13 protein-coding genes are annotated in these 15930 nt (G+C 75.0%); 1 reads left to right on the top strand and 12 read right to left on the bottom strand.

What is annotated here, in order from left to right; translation table 11 throughout:
• Positions 1 to 47: 47 nt before the first annotated feature.
• Genes hutH through C569_RS0115425 form a run of 6 tightly spaced genes read right to left on the bottom strand, consistent with a single transcriptional unit; the run spans position 48 to position 7849 of the window.
• A complete protein-coding gene (gene hutH / locus C569_RS0115450; protein ID WP_018786675.1) occupies positions 48 to 1586 on the bottom strand; it encodes a histidine ammonia-lyase in 1539 nt (512 codons plus the stop codon).
• Positions 1583 to 2749 carry an imidazolonepropionase gene (gene hutI / locus C569_RS0115445; protein ID WP_018786674.1) on the bottom strand — a complete coding sequence of 389 codons (1167 nt, stop codon included), beginning with the start codon at positions 2747 to 2749 and terminating at the stop codon, positions 1583 to 1585. Before hutI ends, hutH begins: the two co-directional genes overlap by 4 nt.
• Entirely contained in the window at positions 2749 to 4113 is a 1365-nt protein-coding gene (locus C569_RS0115440; protein WP_026268197.1) for a formimidoylglutamate deiminase, read from the bottom strand. The genes hutI and C569_RS0115440 overlap by 1 nt, the downstream gene beginning before the upstream one ends.
• The gene (locus tag C569_RS0115435; RefSeq protein ID WP_026268196.1) at positions 4110 to 5330 is read right to left on the bottom strand and encodes an allantoate amidohydrolase; all 1221 of its coding nucleotides are present in this window, start codon (positions 5328 to 5330) and stop codon (positions 4110 to 4112) included. Before C569_RS0115435 ends, C569_RS0115440 begins: the two co-directional genes overlap by 4 nt.
• Positions 5331 to 5341: 11 nt before the next feature.
• The gene (gene hutU / locus C569_RS0115430) at positions 5342 to 6991 is read right to left on the bottom strand and encodes a urocanate hydratase (RefSeq protein ID WP_018786671.1); all 1650 of its coding nucleotides are present in this window, start codon (positions 6989 to 6991) and stop codon (positions 5342 to 5344) included.
• Positions 6992 to 7003: 12 nt separating this feature from the next.
• Positions 7004 to 7849: a MurR/RpiR family transcriptional regulator gene (locus C569_RS0115425; RefSeq protein WP_018786670.1), complete on the bottom strand. Its 846-nt coding sequence runs from the start codon at positions 7847 to 7849 to the stop codon at positions 7004 to 7006.
• A 114-nt stretch (positions 7850 to 7963) separates the two neighbouring features.
• Here C569_RS0115425 and C569_RS0115420 point away from each other — a divergent pair, with 114 nt between their 5' ends.
• Positions 7964 to 9181 (top strand): hypothetical protein, encoded by a 1218-nt coding sequence (locus C569_RS0115420; protein ID WP_026268195.1) that lies wholly within the window; start codon positions 7964 to 7966, stop codon positions 9179 to 9181.
• 4 nt (positions 9182 to 9185) lie between these two features.
• Here C569_RS0115420 and C569_RS0115415 read toward each other — a convergent pair whose 3' ends face one another.
• The 6 genes from C569_RS0115415 to C569_RS0115390 are packed head-to-tail and all read right to left on the bottom strand — an operon-like array spanning position 9186 to position 15930.
• Complete coding sequence (locus C569_RS0115415) at positions 9186 to 10871, bottom strand: glycosyltransferase family 39 protein (RefSeq protein WP_018786669.1); 1686 nt, start codon at positions 10869 to 10871, stop codon at positions 9186 to 9188.
• Positions 10872 to 10925: 54 nt separating this feature from the next.
• Positions 10926 to 11756: a glycosyltransferase family 2 protein gene (locus tag C569_RS0115410; RefSeq protein WP_018786668.1), complete on the bottom strand. Its 831-nt coding sequence runs from the start codon at positions 11754 to 11756 to the stop codon at positions 10926 to 10928.
• The gene (locus C569_RS0115405) at positions 11756 to 12673 is read right to left on the bottom strand and encodes a glycosyltransferase family 2 protein (RefSeq protein ID WP_018786667.1); all 918 of its coding nucleotides are present in this window, start codon (positions 12671 to 12673) and stop codon (positions 11756 to 11758) included. Before C569_RS0115405 ends, C569_RS0115410 begins: the two co-directional genes overlap by 1 nt.
• Positions 12670 to 14004 carry a hypothetical protein gene (locus tag C569_RS0115400; RefSeq protein ID WP_018786666.1) on the bottom strand — a complete coding sequence of 445 codons (1335 nt, stop codon included), beginning with the start codon at positions 14002 to 14004 and terminating at the stop codon, positions 12670 to 12672. Before C569_RS0115400 ends, C569_RS0115405 begins: the two co-directional genes overlap by 4 nt.
• On the bottom strand, positions 13991 to 15082 hold the full coding sequence (locus C569_RS0115395) for a glycosyltransferase family 4 protein (protein ID WP_026268193.1): 1092 nt from the start codon (positions 15080 to 15082) through the stop codon (positions 13991 to 13993). The genes C569_RS0115400 and C569_RS0115395 overlap by 14 nt, the downstream gene beginning before the upstream one ends.
• Entirely contained in the window at positions 15079 to 15930 is an 852-nt protein-coding gene (locus C569_RS0115390; RefSeq protein WP_018786664.1) for a glycosyltransferase, read from the bottom strand. Before C569_RS0115390 ends, C569_RS0115395 begins: the two co-directional genes overlap by 4 nt.

Here is a 15930-nt window from a genome sequence, read left to right as displayed (position 1 = left end):
GGCCGGACGCCCGGCCGCAGCGTCGGCCCGGTGCCCGGACCGGCCGCTCAGCCGAGCGGGCCGATCTCCCGCTCGATCGCCGCGCGCAGCTCCGGGCCGCGTACCACCTCGCGTGCGGCCTCCATCAGCGGCGCGAGGAACACGTCCGGCCCCGGCTCGCCGATGGCGCCACCGAGCGCGTGCAACGCCGCCCGCCCGGCCGGCGACGGCGTCAGCGGCGCGCGGAGCTGGAGCCCGCGTACGGCCGCCAGCAGCTCCACCGCGAGCAGGCTGGTCAGGTTGTCCAGCACGGTGCGCAGCTTCTTGGTGGCCGCCCAGCCCATCGAGACGTGGTCCTCCTGCATGCCGCTGGTCGGCAGGGAGTCGATCGAGGCGGGCGCGGCGAGCCGGCGGTTCTCCGCCACGATCCCGGCGGCGGTGTACTGGGCGATCATCAGGCCCGAGTTGACCCCGGGGTCCGGCGACAGGAACGCGGGCAGCTCCCGGGAGCGGGTGACGTCCAGCAGGCGGTCCACCCGGCGCTCGGCGATCGCGCCCACCTCGGCCGCGGCGATGGCCAGGTAGTCGGCGGCGAAGCCGAGCGGTGCGCCGTGGAAGTTGCCGGTCGACTCGACCCGCCCGTCCGGCAGCACCACCGGGTTGTCGACCACCGACAGCAGCTCCCGCCCGGCCACCACCTCGACGAAGTCGAGCGTGTCCCGGGCCGCGCCGGCCACCTGCGGGGCGCAGCGCATCGAGTACGCGTCCTGCACCGCGTGTGCCAGGTCGTCGCGGTGCGAGTCCATCACCGCCGAGCCCTGCAACAGCCGGTGGATGTTCGCCGCCGACGCGGCCTGCCCCGGGTGCGGGCGGATGGCGTGCAGCTCCGGCAGGAACGGCCGCTCCGAGCCGAGCATCGCCTCGATTGCGAGCGCCGCCGTCACGTCCGCAATGGCGAACAGGTGCCGGGCGTCGGAGACGGCCAGCAGCAGCATGCCGAGCATGCCGTCGGTGCCGTTGATCAGCGCCAGCCCTTCCTTGGCGGCGAGCGACACCGGCTTCAGCCCGGCCCGGCGCAGCACGTCGACGGCCGGAACGCGGTCACCGGCCGGGCCGAGCACCCAGCCCTCGCCGAGCAGCACCAGCGCGCAGTGCGCCAGCGGCGCCAGGTCGCCTGACGCGCCGAGCGAGCCGTGCTCGGGCACCCACGGGGTGACGTCGTGGTTGAGCAGGTCCACGAGCGCCTCGGCGACCAGCGGGCGGACCCCGGAGCGCCCGAGCGCCAGCGAGCGGACCCGCAGCAGCATCATGGCGCGTACCACCTCGCGCGGCATCGGCGCGCCGACCCCAGCGGCGTGCGAGCGGATCAGCGCGTGCTGCAGCTCGGCCCGGCGTTCCGGGGCGACGAACGTGTTCGCGAGGGCGCCGAAGCCGGTGGAGACGCCGTACACCGGGCGGCCGGCCGCCTCGATGCCGTCCACGATGGACCGGGAGGTGGCCATCGCCTCGGTGGCGGCCGGGTCGAGCACGACCTTCGCGGTGCCGCGGGCCACCGCGAGCACGTCGGCGGCTGTGACGCCGGTGGACAGGATGGTGACGGTGGTCATCGCGGTACTCCGTTGTGCAGGACCTGGCGGATCAGTGGCACTCCCGGCCGGTAGGCCAGGTGCAGGTGGGACGGGGCGTCGAGGATGATCAGGTCGGCCCGCGCCCCGGGGGTCAGCCGGCCCACGTCGGTGCGGCGCAGGGCCGCCGCCCCGCCGGCGGTCGCGGCCCACACCGCCTCCGCCGGGGTCATCCGCATCTCGCGTACGGCGAGCGCGACGCAGAACGGCATCGACGACGTGTACGAGGAGCCGGGGTTGCAGTCGGTGGCGAGCGCGACCGTCACGCCCGCGTCGAGCAGCCGCCGGGCGTCCGGGTACGGCGACCGGGTGGAGAACTCGGCGCCCGGCAGCAGTGTGGCGACCGTCTCCGAACCGGCGAGCGCGCCGACGTCGGCGTCGGTCAGGTGGGTGCAGTGGTCGACGCTCGCCGCGCCCATCTCCACGCCGAGCCGCACGCCCGGCCCGGGACCGAGCTGGTTGGCGTGCAGCCGCACACCCAGACCTGCCGCCTGCCCGCAGGCGAGGATCGCCCGCGCGTGGTCGGCGTCGAACGCGCCCCGCTCGCAGAACACGTCGATCCAGCGGGCGTACGGCGCGGCGGCGGCCAGCATCGGCCCGCACACCATGCCGACGTAGTCGTCCGGGCGGTCAGCGTACTCGGCGGGGACGACGTGCGCGCCGAGGAACGTGGTGTCCTCGGTGAACTCGGCGGCGATCCGCAGCGAGCGGGCCTCGTCGGCGACGGTGAGGCCGTACCCGCTCTTGATCTCGGCGGTGGTGGTGCCCTGCCGCAGCATCTCCGCGCGCAGCCGGCCCACCGTGGCGCGCAGGTCGTCGTCGGAGGCGGCGCGGGTGGCGCCGACGGTGGTCCGGATGCCGCCGCCGGTGTAGGGCTCGCCGGCCATCCGGGCGGCGAACTCGGCGGCCCGGTCACCGGCGAAGACCAGGTGGGCGTGGCTGTCCACGAAGCCGGGCAGCACCGCCGCGCCACCGGCGTCGACGCGTCGGTCGGCGGCCGGTGCGTCGCGGGCCGGCCCGAACCAGGCCACCTGCCCGTCCTCGATCAGCAGGGCGGCGTCGCGCCGGACGCCCAGCGGGTCGCCGTCGCGGCCGTCGTTCGTGACCAGCTCGCCGATGTGGTCGACGAGCAGGCTGCCGCGCATCACGAGTCCTCCTCGGCGGTGACCGCGGCGATCGCGTCCCGCAGCTCGGTGGGCACGTCCACGGTCAGGTGCCGGCCGCCGTCCACGACGGGCCGGCCGTCGACCACGACGCTCGTCACGTCGGCGGCGGTGGCCGCGAAGAACACGCCGACCGGCGGCACCCCGGCGGTGCGGGCGCTGTCCAGCCGTACCGTGACCAGGTCGGCCCGCTGCCCGACGGCGAGCCGGCCGGCGTCGCCCCAGCCCAGCGCGGCGTGCCCGCCGACGGTGGCGGCGCCGACCAGCTCGGCCGGCGTGAAGTGCCCCCGCCTGCGGGTGCGCAGCCGCTCGTCCATCTCCAGCGCACGGGCCTCCTCGAACAGGTCCACCACTGCGTGACTGTCGCTGCCGAGGCTCAGCGGGCTGCCCGCGTCGGCCATCCGGCGCACCGGGCCGACCCCGTCGGCCAGGTCGCGTTCGGTGGTGGGGCAGACGCAGACCCGGGTACGGCTGTCGCCGAGCAGCGCCACGTCGGCGGCCGTCGGGTGGGTGGCGTGCACGGCGGTGGTGTGCGGGCCGAGCACGCCGTGGTCGGCCAGCAGCCGCGTCGGGGTGCACCCGTGCACGGCCCGGCAGGCGTCGTTCTCGGCCGGCTGCTCGGACAGGTGCACGTGCAGCGGCAGCCCGTTGCGGTCGGCCCAGCCCGCCACCGTGGCGAGCTGCTCGGCCGGGACCGCCCGCACCGAGTGGATGGCCGCGCCGAGCCGGACGTGCTCGTCGGCCGGGCGGAACGCGTCCACCCGTTGCGCCCAGCGCAGCGCGTCACCGTCACCGAACCGCCGTTGCGGCCCGGCCAGCGGCGCGCCGTCCACGCCCCCGGCCAGGTAGGCGGTGTCCAGCAGCGTGAGCCGGACCCCGGCGTGCGCGGCGGCCTCCACGAGCGCGGCGGACATGGCGTTCGGGTCGTCGTACGGGGTGCCGCCGGGACCGTGGTGCAGGTAGTGGAACTCGCCCACGCAGGTGATCCCGGACAGCGCCATCTCCGCGTACACGGCGCGGGCCAGCGCCAGGTAGGAGTCCGGGTCGAGCCGGATCGCGACGGCGTACATCAGGCTGCGCCAGGACCAGAAGTCGCCGCGCCCGTCGTGGGTGCGCCCGCGCAGCGCCCGGTGGAACGCGTGCGAGTGGGCGTTCGCGAGGCCGGGCACCGTCAGGCCGGGCAGCCGGATCGCGTCGCCGAGCACCTCGACCCCGGCGGCCGGTGGACCGTCCACGGTCAGCGGGGTGACCGCGGTGAACCGCCCGTCGGTCGCCTCGATCAGCACGTCCCGGGTGGGCTCGGCGCGATCGGGCAGCCAGGCGTACTCGGCCAGCCAGCGGGTCAGCGGCATGCCAGCTCCTCCAGCACCCGGGCCAGGGCGGCCACCCCGGCGGCGCAGTCGGCGTCGGTGGCCGTCTCGGCGGGGGAGTGCGACACCCCGGTCGGGTTGCGCACGAACAGCATCGCGGTGGGCAGGTGCGCCGCCAGCACCCCCGCGTCGTGCCCGGCGCCGGTGGGCAGCACCGGCGCGCCGAGCAGCGCGGCCAGCCGGTCGGCCAGCCCCCTGTCGAACGCGACGAGCGGGGTCGCCGACTCCTGGGTGCAGGTCAGCGCGGTCCCGTCGCGGCCGGCCCGGTCGGCGGCCTTGGTGCGTACCGCCTCGACCAGACCGTACAGCGTCTCCGCCTCGGCCGCCCGTGCGTCCAGCCAGCCGGTGACCCGGGACGGGATCGCGTTCGTGGCGTTCGGCTCGACCGACACCCGGCCCACAGTGGCGTGCGCGTCGCGCAGCCGGGCCTCCTTGTTGGCCGCCAGCACGGTGAACGCGTAGGTGAGCATCGGGTCGCGGCGGTCGGCCATCCGGGTCGTACCCGCGTGGTTGCCCTCGCCGGTGAAGTCGAACCGCCACCGTCCGTGCGGCCAGATCGCCGACGCCACAGCGACCGGCGCGTCCAGGTCGACGAGCGCGCGGCCCTGCTCGACGTGCAGCTCCACGAAGGCCGCGAAGCGGCCGAGCAGCGCCGGATCGGCGCCCGCGGGCCGCTCGCCCAGCGCCTCGGCGAAGGTCGTCCCGGCCTGGTCGCGCAGCCCGGCCGCGCGGTCGACGTCGATCTCGCCGGTGAGCAGCCGCGATCCCAGGCAGGGTACGCCGAACCGCGCGCCCTCCTCCTCCACGAACGCGGCCACCACCACCGGCCGGTCCGCTGTGACGCCCGCGGCCCGCAGCTCGTCCACGGCGAGGAACGCGCTGACGATGCCGAGCGGACCGTCGTACGCGCCGCCGTGCGGCACCGAGTCGAAGTGGCTGCCGGTCAACACGGCGTCCCCGGCCGCCGGGTCGCCCCACCAGGCGAACAGGTTGCCGTTGCCGTCCTGCGCGACCGGCATGCCCCGCCGGTCGGCCTGTTCCCGGAACCAGGCGCGCAGCGTGCGCTCCGGGTCGGTCAGCGCGTAGCGCAGGTAGCCGCCGCTGCCGGCGTCCCGCCCGATCGGGGCGATCTCGTCCCACAGCTCCCGGAACCGGTTAGGAAGGGACCCTTTCAATGCAGAATGCGTTAACAAGGGGCCCTTCCTTACGCTTCGGTCATCGGGACGCGGACGCCGGTACGCTCGGCGACCTCACGCGCGTCGTCGTAGCCGGCGTCGACGTGCCGGATCACGCCCATCGCCGGGTCGTTTGTGAGCACCCGCTCGATCTTCTGCCCGGCGAGGTCGCTGCCGTCGGCCACGCAGACCTGGCCGGCGTGGAGGGACCGGCCGATCCCGACGCCGCCGCCGTGGTGGATGGACACCCAGGACGCGCCGCTGGCGGTGTTGACGAGCGCGTTCAGCAGCGGCCAGTCGGCGATCGCGTCGGAGCCGTCGGCCATCGCCTCGGTCTCCCGGTACGGGCTGGCCACGCTGCCGCAGTCCAGGTGGTCCCGGCCGATCACCACGGGCGCGCTCAGCTCGCCGGAGGCGACCATCTCGTTGAACCGCACCCCGGCGCGGTCGCGCTCGCCGTAGCCGAGCCAGCAGATCCGCGCCGGCAGGCCCTGGAACGCGACCCGCTCGCCGGCCAACCGGATCCACCGGGCGAGGGACTCGTTCTCCGGGAACAGGTCGAGGATCGCCCGGTCGGTGGCCGCGATGTCGCGCGGGTCGCCGGACAGCGCGGCCCAGCGGAACGGGCCCTTGCCCTCGCAGAACAGCGGCCTGATGTACGCGGGCACGAACCCGGGGAAGTCGAACGCCCGCTCGTACCCGCCGAGCTCGGCCTCGCCCCGGATCGAGTTGCCGTAGTCGAAGACCTCGGCGCCCGCGTCCAGGAAGCCGACCATCGCCGCCACGTGCTTCGCCATCGACGCCCGCGCCCGGTCGGTGAACTCGGCCGGCTCGGCCGCCGCGTAGTCCCGCGCGTCGGCGAGGTCAACGCCCTCCGGCAGGTACGACAGCGGGTCGTGCGCGCTGGTCTGGTCGGTCACGATGTCGATCTCGACGCCCCGGCGCAGCAGCTCCGGGAAGGCGGTGGCGGCGTTGCCGACCACGCCGACGCTGAGGGCCCGCCGGTCCCGCTTCGCCGCGAGCACCCGCTCGACCGCGTCGTCCAGCGAGTCGGCGATCTCGTCCAGGTAGCGGTCGTGGGCCCGCCGCTGGAGCCGGGCCCGGTCCACGTCCACGATCAGGCAGACACCACCGTTCATGGTGACCGCGAGCGGCTGCGCCCCGCCCATTCCGCCGCATCCGGCGGTGAGCGTCAACGTCCCGGCGAGCGTGCCCTCGAAGCGCTTGGCGGCGACGGCGGCGAACGTCTCGTACGTGCCCTGGAGGATGCCCTGGGTGCCGATGTAGATCCAGGAACCGGCTGTCATCTGCCCGTACATGGTCAGGCCCAGCGACTCCAGGCGGCGGAACTCCGGCCAGGTGGCCCAGTCGCCGACCAGGTTGGAGTTGGCCAGCAGCACACGCGGCGCCCATTCGTGGGTGCGCATCACCCCGACCGGGCGGCCCGACTGCACGAGCATCGTCTCGTCGTCGCGCAGCTCGGTCAGCGTGCGCACCAGTGCGTGGTACGACGGCCAGTCCCGGGCCGCCTTGCCGGTGCCCCCGTAGACCACCAGGTCCTCGGGGCGCTCGGCCACCTCGGGGTCGAGATTGTTCATCAGCATCCGCAGGGCGGCCTCCTGCGGCCACCCCTTCGCGGTGCGTGCGGTGCCGCGGGCGGCGCGGACGGGCTGGTGCATCTCGTACTCCTCTCAGCCGAGGAACAACTGGCGGCGGGCGGCGGACGACTCGAACGCCTCGAGCCGGTTCTGGGTCTCGGCCGGTGCGGCGTCGCAGATCGCCTGGAGCACCACCATGGCCAGCGTCATCGGTGCGGTGTGCAGGTCGAAGACCAGGTCGGCGCCGACGGCGGCGGGCAGCACCACCTCGGCGTGCTCGGTGGCCGGGCTCACCGGCGAGTCGGTGATGGCCACGACCGTCAGCCCGGCGTTCCGGGCCTCGCGCAGCGCCTCCAGCGTCTCGCGGGGGTAGCGGGGCAGCACGAACGCGAGCATCGCCGTCGCGCCGGACGCGACCGCCTGGTCCAGGCGGTCGACGAGCATGCTGCCGCCGTCGTCGAGCACCCGCACGTCCGGGTGCACCTTCGCGGCGAAGTAGGCGAAGTACGCGGCGAGCGGCGCGGCGGCGCGCAGTCCGAGCACCGGAAGCGGACGGCTGGCCGCCAGCAGCTTCCCCACCTCGGCGACCCGGCCGGCGTCGGCGAGCTGCGCGGCGAGCCGGTCGAGGTTGTCCCGCTCGGCGTGCACCGCCCGTTGCAGTGCGTTGCCGGCGGCCGGTCCGGCCGACCCGGTCACGGTCAGTTCCCGCAGGCGGCGGCGCAGCGCGGGGTAGCCGTCGTGCCCGAGCGCCATGGCGAACCGGGTCACCGACGGCTGGCTGACGCCCGCCAGCTCGGCCACCTCGGCGGCGGACAGGTACGCCGCCGCGCCCGCGTGCCGCACCAGGCAGTGGGCGATGCGTCGCTGGGTCGGGGTGAGCCGTACGCCGTGGAACAGGTCGAGCAGGCGGTCGGGGGCGGCCGCACCGCTTTCATTCACCCCGCGACTCTATGCATGAAATTTTTCAGAACGCAAGGGTGGCCCGACCGCAGAGAGGTCTGATGAGCGTGCTCTCTGTACTATCCGCACGGCGGGTGAGCAGAGGAGTGGGGCATGCAGCCGGAAGGTCCGTACAGGTTCACCGAGGTGCTGGGCGAGTGCCAGGTCGGCAGGGCCTGGGCCGCGCTCGACGGGCAGGACCGTGCGCTGACCGTGGCCGTCCTGGACGGCGCCGCCGCCGGTGACCAGCGCTGGCGCGAGGCGTTCACCAACGCGGCGAACGTGCTGGCCCAGACGCCCGGCGGGCACCGGTACGTGAACTCCGACTTCGCGGCCGGCCAGCCCTGGGTGGCGTACCCCTCCGACGAGGACGGTGCGGCCGAGCGGCTGTTCCGCAGCCTGGGCATGGACTACCAGCGCACCGCCACCGGCGATCTCCTGCCGCCGCCCCCGCCGGTGTCCGCACCGCCGCAGCAGGTCTCGTCGCCGCAGTTGCCGTGGAGCGCGCAGCCGTGGGCGATGACGCCGCAGCAGCCGGTCTCCGGCGCACCCGTCTCGTCCGGCGCGCCCCTGTCACCCGGCATGCCGGTGTCGCCGGGCATGCCGAGATCGCCGGGCATGCCGGTGCCGGCGATCCCGGCGCAGGCCACCGCCCCGGACCCGCTCGTCCCGACCGGCGGCCCCCGGATCGCCCCGGTCGCCCGCCCGCCCAAGAGCCGTACCGGCCTGTGGATCGGTGGCGTGGTCATGGCGGCGGTGCTGGCCGGTGGCGCCGGGCTGCTGGCCGGGCGGTCGCTCGCCGACGGCGGCGAACCGTCCACTCCGGCGGCCAGCGCCTCCCCGGCGCTCTACGAGGCCACCCAGCAGTCGCTGAACAAGGCGAAGTTCGACGCCGCGCTGATGCCGATCGCCGAGCCGTGGCTCGACGCGCTGGGCGGTTGCGCGATCAACACCGAGAAGAGCGGCCCCGGACTCGCCGCGGGCGAGAAGCAGCACGTCTTCTGCCGCTACCTGGGTGTGTCGCTGCACTTCGCCGAGTACGAGTCGGCCGAGAAGAAGGAGGCGGCGCGCGCCTTCCGGCAGCAGATGGGCATCATCGGTCGCGCGCTCGCGCCGGGCATGCGCGAGGCCGGCCCGGCCACCGGCGGTGTCAGCGGGGCGCAGGGCAGCTACGTCGAGTACGCCGGCAACGGCCAGGACGGCCGCCCGGTCTGCGGCATCTGGTGGGGCCGCGACGACAACACCAGCGCGATCTACATGGAGACGCCCTGCGGCGCCGGACTCGGCGGCAACTGGGACGCGCTGCGCGACCTCTGGCAGCGGCACAGCTAGGCGGCTAACGGACAGCCGCGCCGTTCGGCGGCGGCACGAGGCAGACGTCGTTGCCCTTGGTGACGCCCGCGGCCAGGTCGAAGCGGACCACCCGCGCTCCGCTGAACTGCCGCTCGGCGACCGCCACGCCGCTGCCGCCGAGCCGGACGATGACATCCCGGTTCGCCCCGTCGGCCCAGTCGGTGGCCTGGAACAACCAGACCCGGGACCGTCCGGGCAGCAGCGTCGACACGCTCTGCTTCGGGCAGCCGCCGGGACCGGCCGCGACCACGTAGGCGTCCGCCGGTGGGCCGTACCACGCCTGGGCGTTCCACGACACGGTGGTGGCCAGCACCAGGTCACCCGGGCGGCGCCTGTCGTCCAGGTGGCGCAGCGCGTCCCGGTAGTCGACCGCGTTCGCGCCGCCGCCCTGGGCGAAGGCCCGCGCCGGATGCACTGTGGCCACCACTGCGGTGGCCAGCTGCGGAACGGCGAGCGCGAGCAGCAGCACCACCGCGACCACCCACCGGATCCGGGCGGGCAGGCCGGCCCGCAGCGGTGGGGGCGTGACGGCGAGCGCGGCGAGCAGCAGGCACGCGGGCACCGCGTAGAGCGCCAGCCGCCCGTTGAACGGGTAGACCGACACCGCCGCGCCGGCCAGCCCGGCCGCCAGGGGCGTGAGCAGGACCAGCACCGCCGCGGCGGAGAGCCGCCGTAGCCCGGCGGCCGTGCCCAGCACCAGCAGCGGTACGACGACCCAGGCCGACCAGGCCACGAACGGCACCGTGGCGAGACTCCGGTACGTCGCGGCGAGCCATTCCACTGTGGCTGCCAGGTCGGTGAGCGAACGCGCCGGATAGATCGACTTCGCCCGCCAGTACGCGGCGAGCTGCGGATCGGCCAGTCCCGGCGCCAGAAAGAGCACGTACACCACGAGCGCGACCGCGCCCCAGGCGGGCGCCGGGGCGAGGAACCGGCCCAGGTCCCGCCACCCGCCCGCCCACCGCCGGTCCGGGCGGGACAGCAGGTACCCGCCGAGCAGCACGCCGAGCGCGCCGGTGACCGGAATGGACAGGGTGCTCACGAACGCCGTGACCGCCGCGGCCGACCAGAACACCGCCGACCCGGCCCAGGTCGGGCCGGTGCGCACCAGCAGCAGCGCCAGCCCGACCACGAGCGTGACGCCGAACGCCTCGGCGCTGTACTGCTTCAGTTCGTTCGAGTAGCCGATCAGGAACGGTGCGACGGCGACCAGCAGCAGCGCCGCCAGCGCGGCGAGCGGCGGCAGGAGCGCCCGGCCGAGCCACGCCACGAGCGGCAGCAGCGCCAGCCCGAACAGCAGCGGCACCAGCCGCAGCGCCCGCTCACCGTCGCCGAACTGCTCCAACGCGAACCGTTCCAGCCACAGCCAGCCGGGCGGCGCCGACTGGCTGAACGCCAGCGGCTGCAACAGGTCCAGGTAGCCGCGCTCCCGGATGTTGTGCGCCACGTACAGCTCGTCGCTCCAGAAGCTGCGCGCGTACGCCCACTGCCGGAGCCGCAGCACGGCGCCCAGCGCGACCAGCAGGCCCGCGACGGACCAGTACGGGGACCGGCTCAGCCGGTCCCACGCGAGCGCGACGACCGCAGCCGGCGTGCCCGGCCGCGACGGAACCGGCGTCGCCGACGCGGGCGCCGGCGAGGGGGAGAAGGCCGGGCGTGCCACGGACACGGCGAGACGGTATCAAAGCGTCATTCACGTCAGCGGCCCCGCGACCGCGCTCGATCACTCCGCAGCGCGGTCCGAGGTGGACGGCGTCGCCGATCCGACCAGCCCGGTGGCCCGGCGGTGCCGGCGTGCCGGTCGCGGCAGGCCGACCAGGAACTCCGGGAACATGCCGAAGAACGTCCGGGCGCTGCGCAGCTCCAGCGTGTGCGCCCGGGACCAGCGCACCGAGTTCGTCGCGCGGGCCCAGTGGTGGGTCCACCGCACGTCACCGAGCACCGCCACCGGCAGCCCGTGCCGCCAGGCGCGCAGCCCCAGCTCGTGGTCCTCGTAGTAGAGGAAGAAGCGCTCGTTCCACCCGCCCAGCTCGGTCACGTCGGCGGTCCGGCCGGCCACCGCCGCGCCCATCACCCAGGCGACGTGGCGCGTCTGCCCGGGCGCGGCCACCAGCCGGTACGCGGCGTGCAGCCGGGACAGCGGCCACACCCTGCGGTTGCCGAGCTTCGCCGTCGCGTACGGGAAGCCGCGCCCGTTGGCCTGCGGCGTGCCGTCGGTGCCGAGCAGTTGCGGCGCGACCAGCCCGCCGTGCGTGTCCAGGTGCCGGGCCAGCGCGTCCAGGCCGTCCGGGCGCACCTCCAGGTCCGGGTTGGCGAACAGCACGTACCGGCCGGTCGCCTGGCGCAACGCGACGTTGTTGGCGCGGGCGAAGCCGACGTTCTCCGGCAGCCGGATCACCCGCGCGCCCAACTCCTCGGCGACCGCCGCCGAGTCGTCGCCGGAGGCGTTGTCGACCACCAGCCACTCGTACGGCTTCGGGCCGCGCCAGCAGCGGCGCAGCATCTCCGCCGAGTGGTAGGTGACAGTCACCACGGTCCACGGCTGTGCCGTCATCACGCCCTCCGAGCGGTCAGGTAGCCGAGCAGGGACGCGAACCCGAACCGCGGCCCGGTCCAGCGGCGGCGGGCAGCCGGCCCCTCGACCAGCCCCCGTCCGATGCCGCGCAGAAACGGGCGCAGCAGGCCCTGCCGGGTGCGCCGGGCGGCCAGCGCGAGGTGCGCCAGCGCCAGCACCGGCACCGCCACGAGCAGCAGCGGCCAGGTGAACGTGCGGGACGCGACCAGCAGCCGGTTGCGGGCCAGCAGGAACGCCCGGAACCCCTGCAACCGGTCGTCGCCGTCCACGCTGTGCCCGCCGGCGTGCGGCAGCACCACGTCCAGCCCGCGTGTGCGCAGCCCCGAGGCGTAGAGCCGGAACGCCAGGTCGGCGTCCTCGCCCCAGGCGAACAGGTGCTCGTCGAAGCCGCCGAACCGGCGGTACAGCGCGGCCGGGAAGACCGCCGCGCCGCCGGACGGGCCGAGCGGGGCACGGCCCGCGGTGGCCCGCCGGTCGATGAACAGCGACACCGGGTTCAGGTCGATGCCCACGTACTCGCCGCCGTGCATGGCCAACCCGACCGCGACGGGGGTGTCCGGGTCGGCGGCGACGGCGGCGCAGATCCGGGCCAGCGCGTCGTCGGGCAGCCACACGTCCGGGTTCAGCAGCAGCAGGTGACTCGTGGTCACAGTCGCCGCCGCCCGGTTGCAGCCGGCCGCGAAGCCGGGGTTGGAGGCGTCGGGCAGGTACGCGTACCGGTCGGCGGGCAGGTTCGCGGCGACCACCTCGGCACAGGCGTCGGAGGGCCAGTTGTCCGCGAAGACGAACCGGACCGGCAGGTCACCGGCGCTGCGTACCCAGGTCGGCAGCGTCTCGGCGAGCATGCCGGCGGACCGGTAGAGGACGGTGACCACGGTCAGGCCGTCGAAGGTCATGCCGCGCTCCTGCCCAGCCGGTGCAGCACCCAGAGGCCGGGCACCAGGCTCAGCCACGTCGGATAGATCAGCGGATACAGCTCGTAGACGCCGAACAGCGCGAAGTAGACGACGAACGCCCGCGCCAACTGCCCGGCCGGCGCGCGGGAGAACTCGAACCACCGCTCGGTCGCGCCCACCGCCAGCCCGAGCGCGGCCAGGAAGAACACCGCGCCCAGCGGGCCGTAGTCGAGCAGCGGGATGGCCACGAAGGTCGCCGTGTTCATCAGGTACGGCTGGCTGAGCTGGGACGTCATCCCGTACAGGTCCGCCTTGCCGACGATCGGCTCGACCCGGGAGCCGAGGAACGTCAGCGAGTACGTGCCGTACCGGGGCTCCAGGTGCTCCCGCTGCGACCAGACCCGCCCGAACGTCTCGGTGGACGAACTCAGCGACAGGTCCAGCGACCCGGCGCTGCTGGTCAGCGCGTTGCTGCCGTAGCGGGCCCGGAACTCGGTCTCGAACGTGCCGGTGCCCGCCATGGTGCGCTGCCCGCCGAGGAACACCGCCGCGCCGAGCGCCACCGCGCCGATCAGCAGCACCACCGGCGTCCGCGCGGCCAGGAACGACGCGGCCCGCCCCCGGGTACGCCGGACCGACAGCGCCGCGATCAGCGCGGGCGCGATGCCCACCAGCACCGAGTTCTTGCTCGCGCCGAGCGCCGCCCCGACGGTGAAGACAACGGTCAGCGCGTAGTAGACCGGCAGCGCCCGGCCGCGTGCGGACAACGCACGCAGCAGCGAGATCGCCATGCCGAGCGTCCACGCCTCGGACAGCAACCCGATGACCAGGTTCGACTGCTCGCGCAGCACCTGCCGGGCGGCGTCCGGGTTGTCGGCCAGCAGCGGCGGCACCGTCCCCCGGAACCGGATCGCCGCGGTCACCACGGCGACGGCGAGCAGCACGGACAGGTACGTCAGCAGCCGCCGCCCGGACGGCCAGGACAGCGCCGGGCGGGACCGGTCGCCGTCCTCGTCCCGCCTGTCGATCAGCCGCCGCCCGACCGCCCAGGCCAGCAGGAAGACCGTCACGTATCCGGCGAGTACCGGCAGCACGCCGCGACCGGCCCACGAGTCGTACGGGCCTGGTAGCACCCGGACGGCGAGCAGCGCGGCGGTCCAGACGGCGGCGCAGGCGGCGAGCGCCCACATCCGCAGCCGCGCGGCGAGCAGCGTGCCGACCGCCAGCGCGAGCGCGACCGCGAAGCCGGCGTCGAGCGTGGCCAGCAGCAACGCCGCGCCGAGCGCGAACGGGATCCCGACCGACCAGAGGCGGCGCTCAGCGGGCGTCACGGGCGACCGTCCGGTACAGGTCGTGCCAGCGGTCCACGCATCCGTCGAACGAGTGCCGCTGCGCGTACCGCCGGGCCAGGTCGCGTCGCCGCTCGTCCCACGCGGCCGGGTCGGTGGCGGTCCGCACGGCGGCGGCCAGTGCCTGCGGCGTCAGCTCCGCCCGGTACGCGAGCACGCCGTCACCGGCGGCTGTCACCTCGGTCAGGCCGCCCGCGCCGGAGTGCACCACCGGCACACCCAGCGACATCGCCTCCAGCGCGCTGCGCCCGAACGCCTCCACCCGCGACGGCACCAGCAGGCAGTGCAGCCGTTGCAGGAACGGCGCGGCGTCGACCCGGCCGACCAGGTGCAGGTTCGGCCGCTCCTCGACCTCGACCGTGCCCGCGCCGGCGACCAGGAACTCCACGTCCGGCAGCTCCGCGGCGACGCCGGCGAGCAGGTCGGCGCCCTTCTCCCGTTCCAGCCGGCCGAGGAAGCCGACCCGCACCGGGCCGTCCGAGGCGACGCCGCCGTCGGTGACCTCCGGCCAGATGGCCGGCAGCGGGTTCGGGATCACCCGCACGTCGCGGACCCGCCCGCGTACCCGCAGCTCGTGGGCCTCGAAGTCGGAGACCGCCACCGTCGCGTGCGGCCGTAGCCGCCGGAACATCAGATCAGTGCTGATGTTGGCCTGCACCGCGGCCTTCGCGCGCAGCGTCTCGGCCGTGTCGCGGTACTGCCAGAGGCTGTTGTGCAGCGTCACCACGAGCGGCGTGCGGCGGCCCCGCACGCCCAGCCCGGCGCGGGCGTGCATCGCGGCGGAGAGCAGGTGCGCGCTCACCACGTCCGGCCGCAGTTCCTCGACCAGGGCGCGGATGCCGCGCGCGTACCCCAGGTCCACCCGCTTGGCCGCGCCCAGCGGACGCCACGGCACGCCCGCGTCCCGCAACGCCGCCGCGACCTCGTCGTCAGGCGTGGCGGCGACCACGTCGAAGCCGCGGGCCACGAGCGCCGGCAGCATCTCGATCAGGAAGCGCTCCGCGCCGCCGAGCTGCCGCCGCCCCGACCCGCCGGTGGTGCAGACGAACAGCACCCTCATCGGACGCCCATGCCTTCCAGGGCACCGCGGGCGACCGCCCGCCGCGCCGCCCCGCCACCCACCGCCGCCCGGGCGAGCACCCCGAGGGTGTACGCGGAGCAGGCCACAGTGCCCCGCCACCCGGCCAGTTCACGGCTGGCCCGGATGAACTCCCGGGTCTGCCGCCGGGAGATCTCCTCGGCCGCCCACCGGCGCTTCGCGCTCGCGTCGTCCTCGTGCGTGACCACGGCGTCCGGCAGGTACGCCAGGCGCAGCCCGAGCCGGCGCACCGCCCAGCACAGCCGCAGGTCCTCGGAGTAGAAGAACGACGACTCGTCCACGCCGCCGATCCGGTCCAGCGTCTCCCGCCGGATCGCCACGAACGGCCCGGAGAGCCAGTCGCCGCGCTCCGGCGGGGCCACGATCCGCAGCTGCGGGAACACCAGGCTGAGCCCGGTGGCGTGCGCGACGCCGGTGCCCACAGTCAGGAACCGGCCGGCGGCGGTCTGGTCCCGGCCGGTCGCGTCGAGCACCTTCGGGAAGGCCGCGCCCACAGCCGGATCGTCCAGTTCGGCCGCGAGCCGCTCGATCGCGCCCGGCCGTACCAGGATGTCGTTGTTGGACAGGACCACCCGGGACCGGGTGCTGTGCCGGACACCGAGGTTCATGCCCTTGGCGTAGCCGAGGTTCGTCTCCGAGCGCACGTACCGGGCGCCGGTCTCGGCGCACATGGCCCGCAGTCTGTCGCTGATCCCGGCGGCGCTGCCGTTGTCCACCACGACGGCTTCCACGCCGTCGGGCAGCGAACGGACGCAGCCGTCGGTGCGCTCGAAGTCTTCCCAGGTCAACACGACGATTGAGACGTCCAC

The organism is Micromonospora sp. CNB394, from assembly GCF_000374985.1.
Lineage (GTDB): Bacteria > Actinomycetota > Actinomycetes > Mycobacteriales > Micromonosporaceae > Micromonospora > Micromonospora marina.
This window is presented reverse-complemented; position numbering and strand designations above follow the sequence as displayed.

Coding starts and splice junctions, on each gene's coding strand:
- hutI (WP_018786674.1), bottom strand. CDS start 2,749: ATGCGCGGCAGCCTGCTCGTCGACCACATCGGCGAGCTGGTCACGAAC.
- hutU (WP_018786671.1), bottom strand. CDS start 6,991: ATGCACCAGCCCGTCCGCGCCGCCCGCGGCACCGCACGCACCGCGAAG.
- C569_RS0115405 (WP_018786667.1), bottom strand. CDS start 12,673: ATGACCTTCGACGGCCTGACCGTGGTCACCGTCCTCTACCGGTCCGCC.
- hutH (WP_018786675.1), bottom strand. CDS start 1,586: ATGACCACCGTCACCATCCTGTCCACCGGCGTCACAGCCGCCGACGTG.
- C569_RS0115420 (WP_026268195.1), top strand. CDS start 7,964: ATGCAGCCGGAAGGTCCGTACAGGTTCACCGAGGTGCTGGGCGAGTGC.
- C569_RS0115410 (WP_018786668.1), bottom strand. CDS start 11,756: ATGACGGCACAGCCGTGGACCGTGGTGACTGTCACCTACCACTCGGCG.
- C569_RS0115395 (WP_026268193.1), bottom strand. CDS start 15,082: ATGAGGGTGCTGTTCGTCTGCACCACCGGCGGGTCGGGGCGGCGGCAG.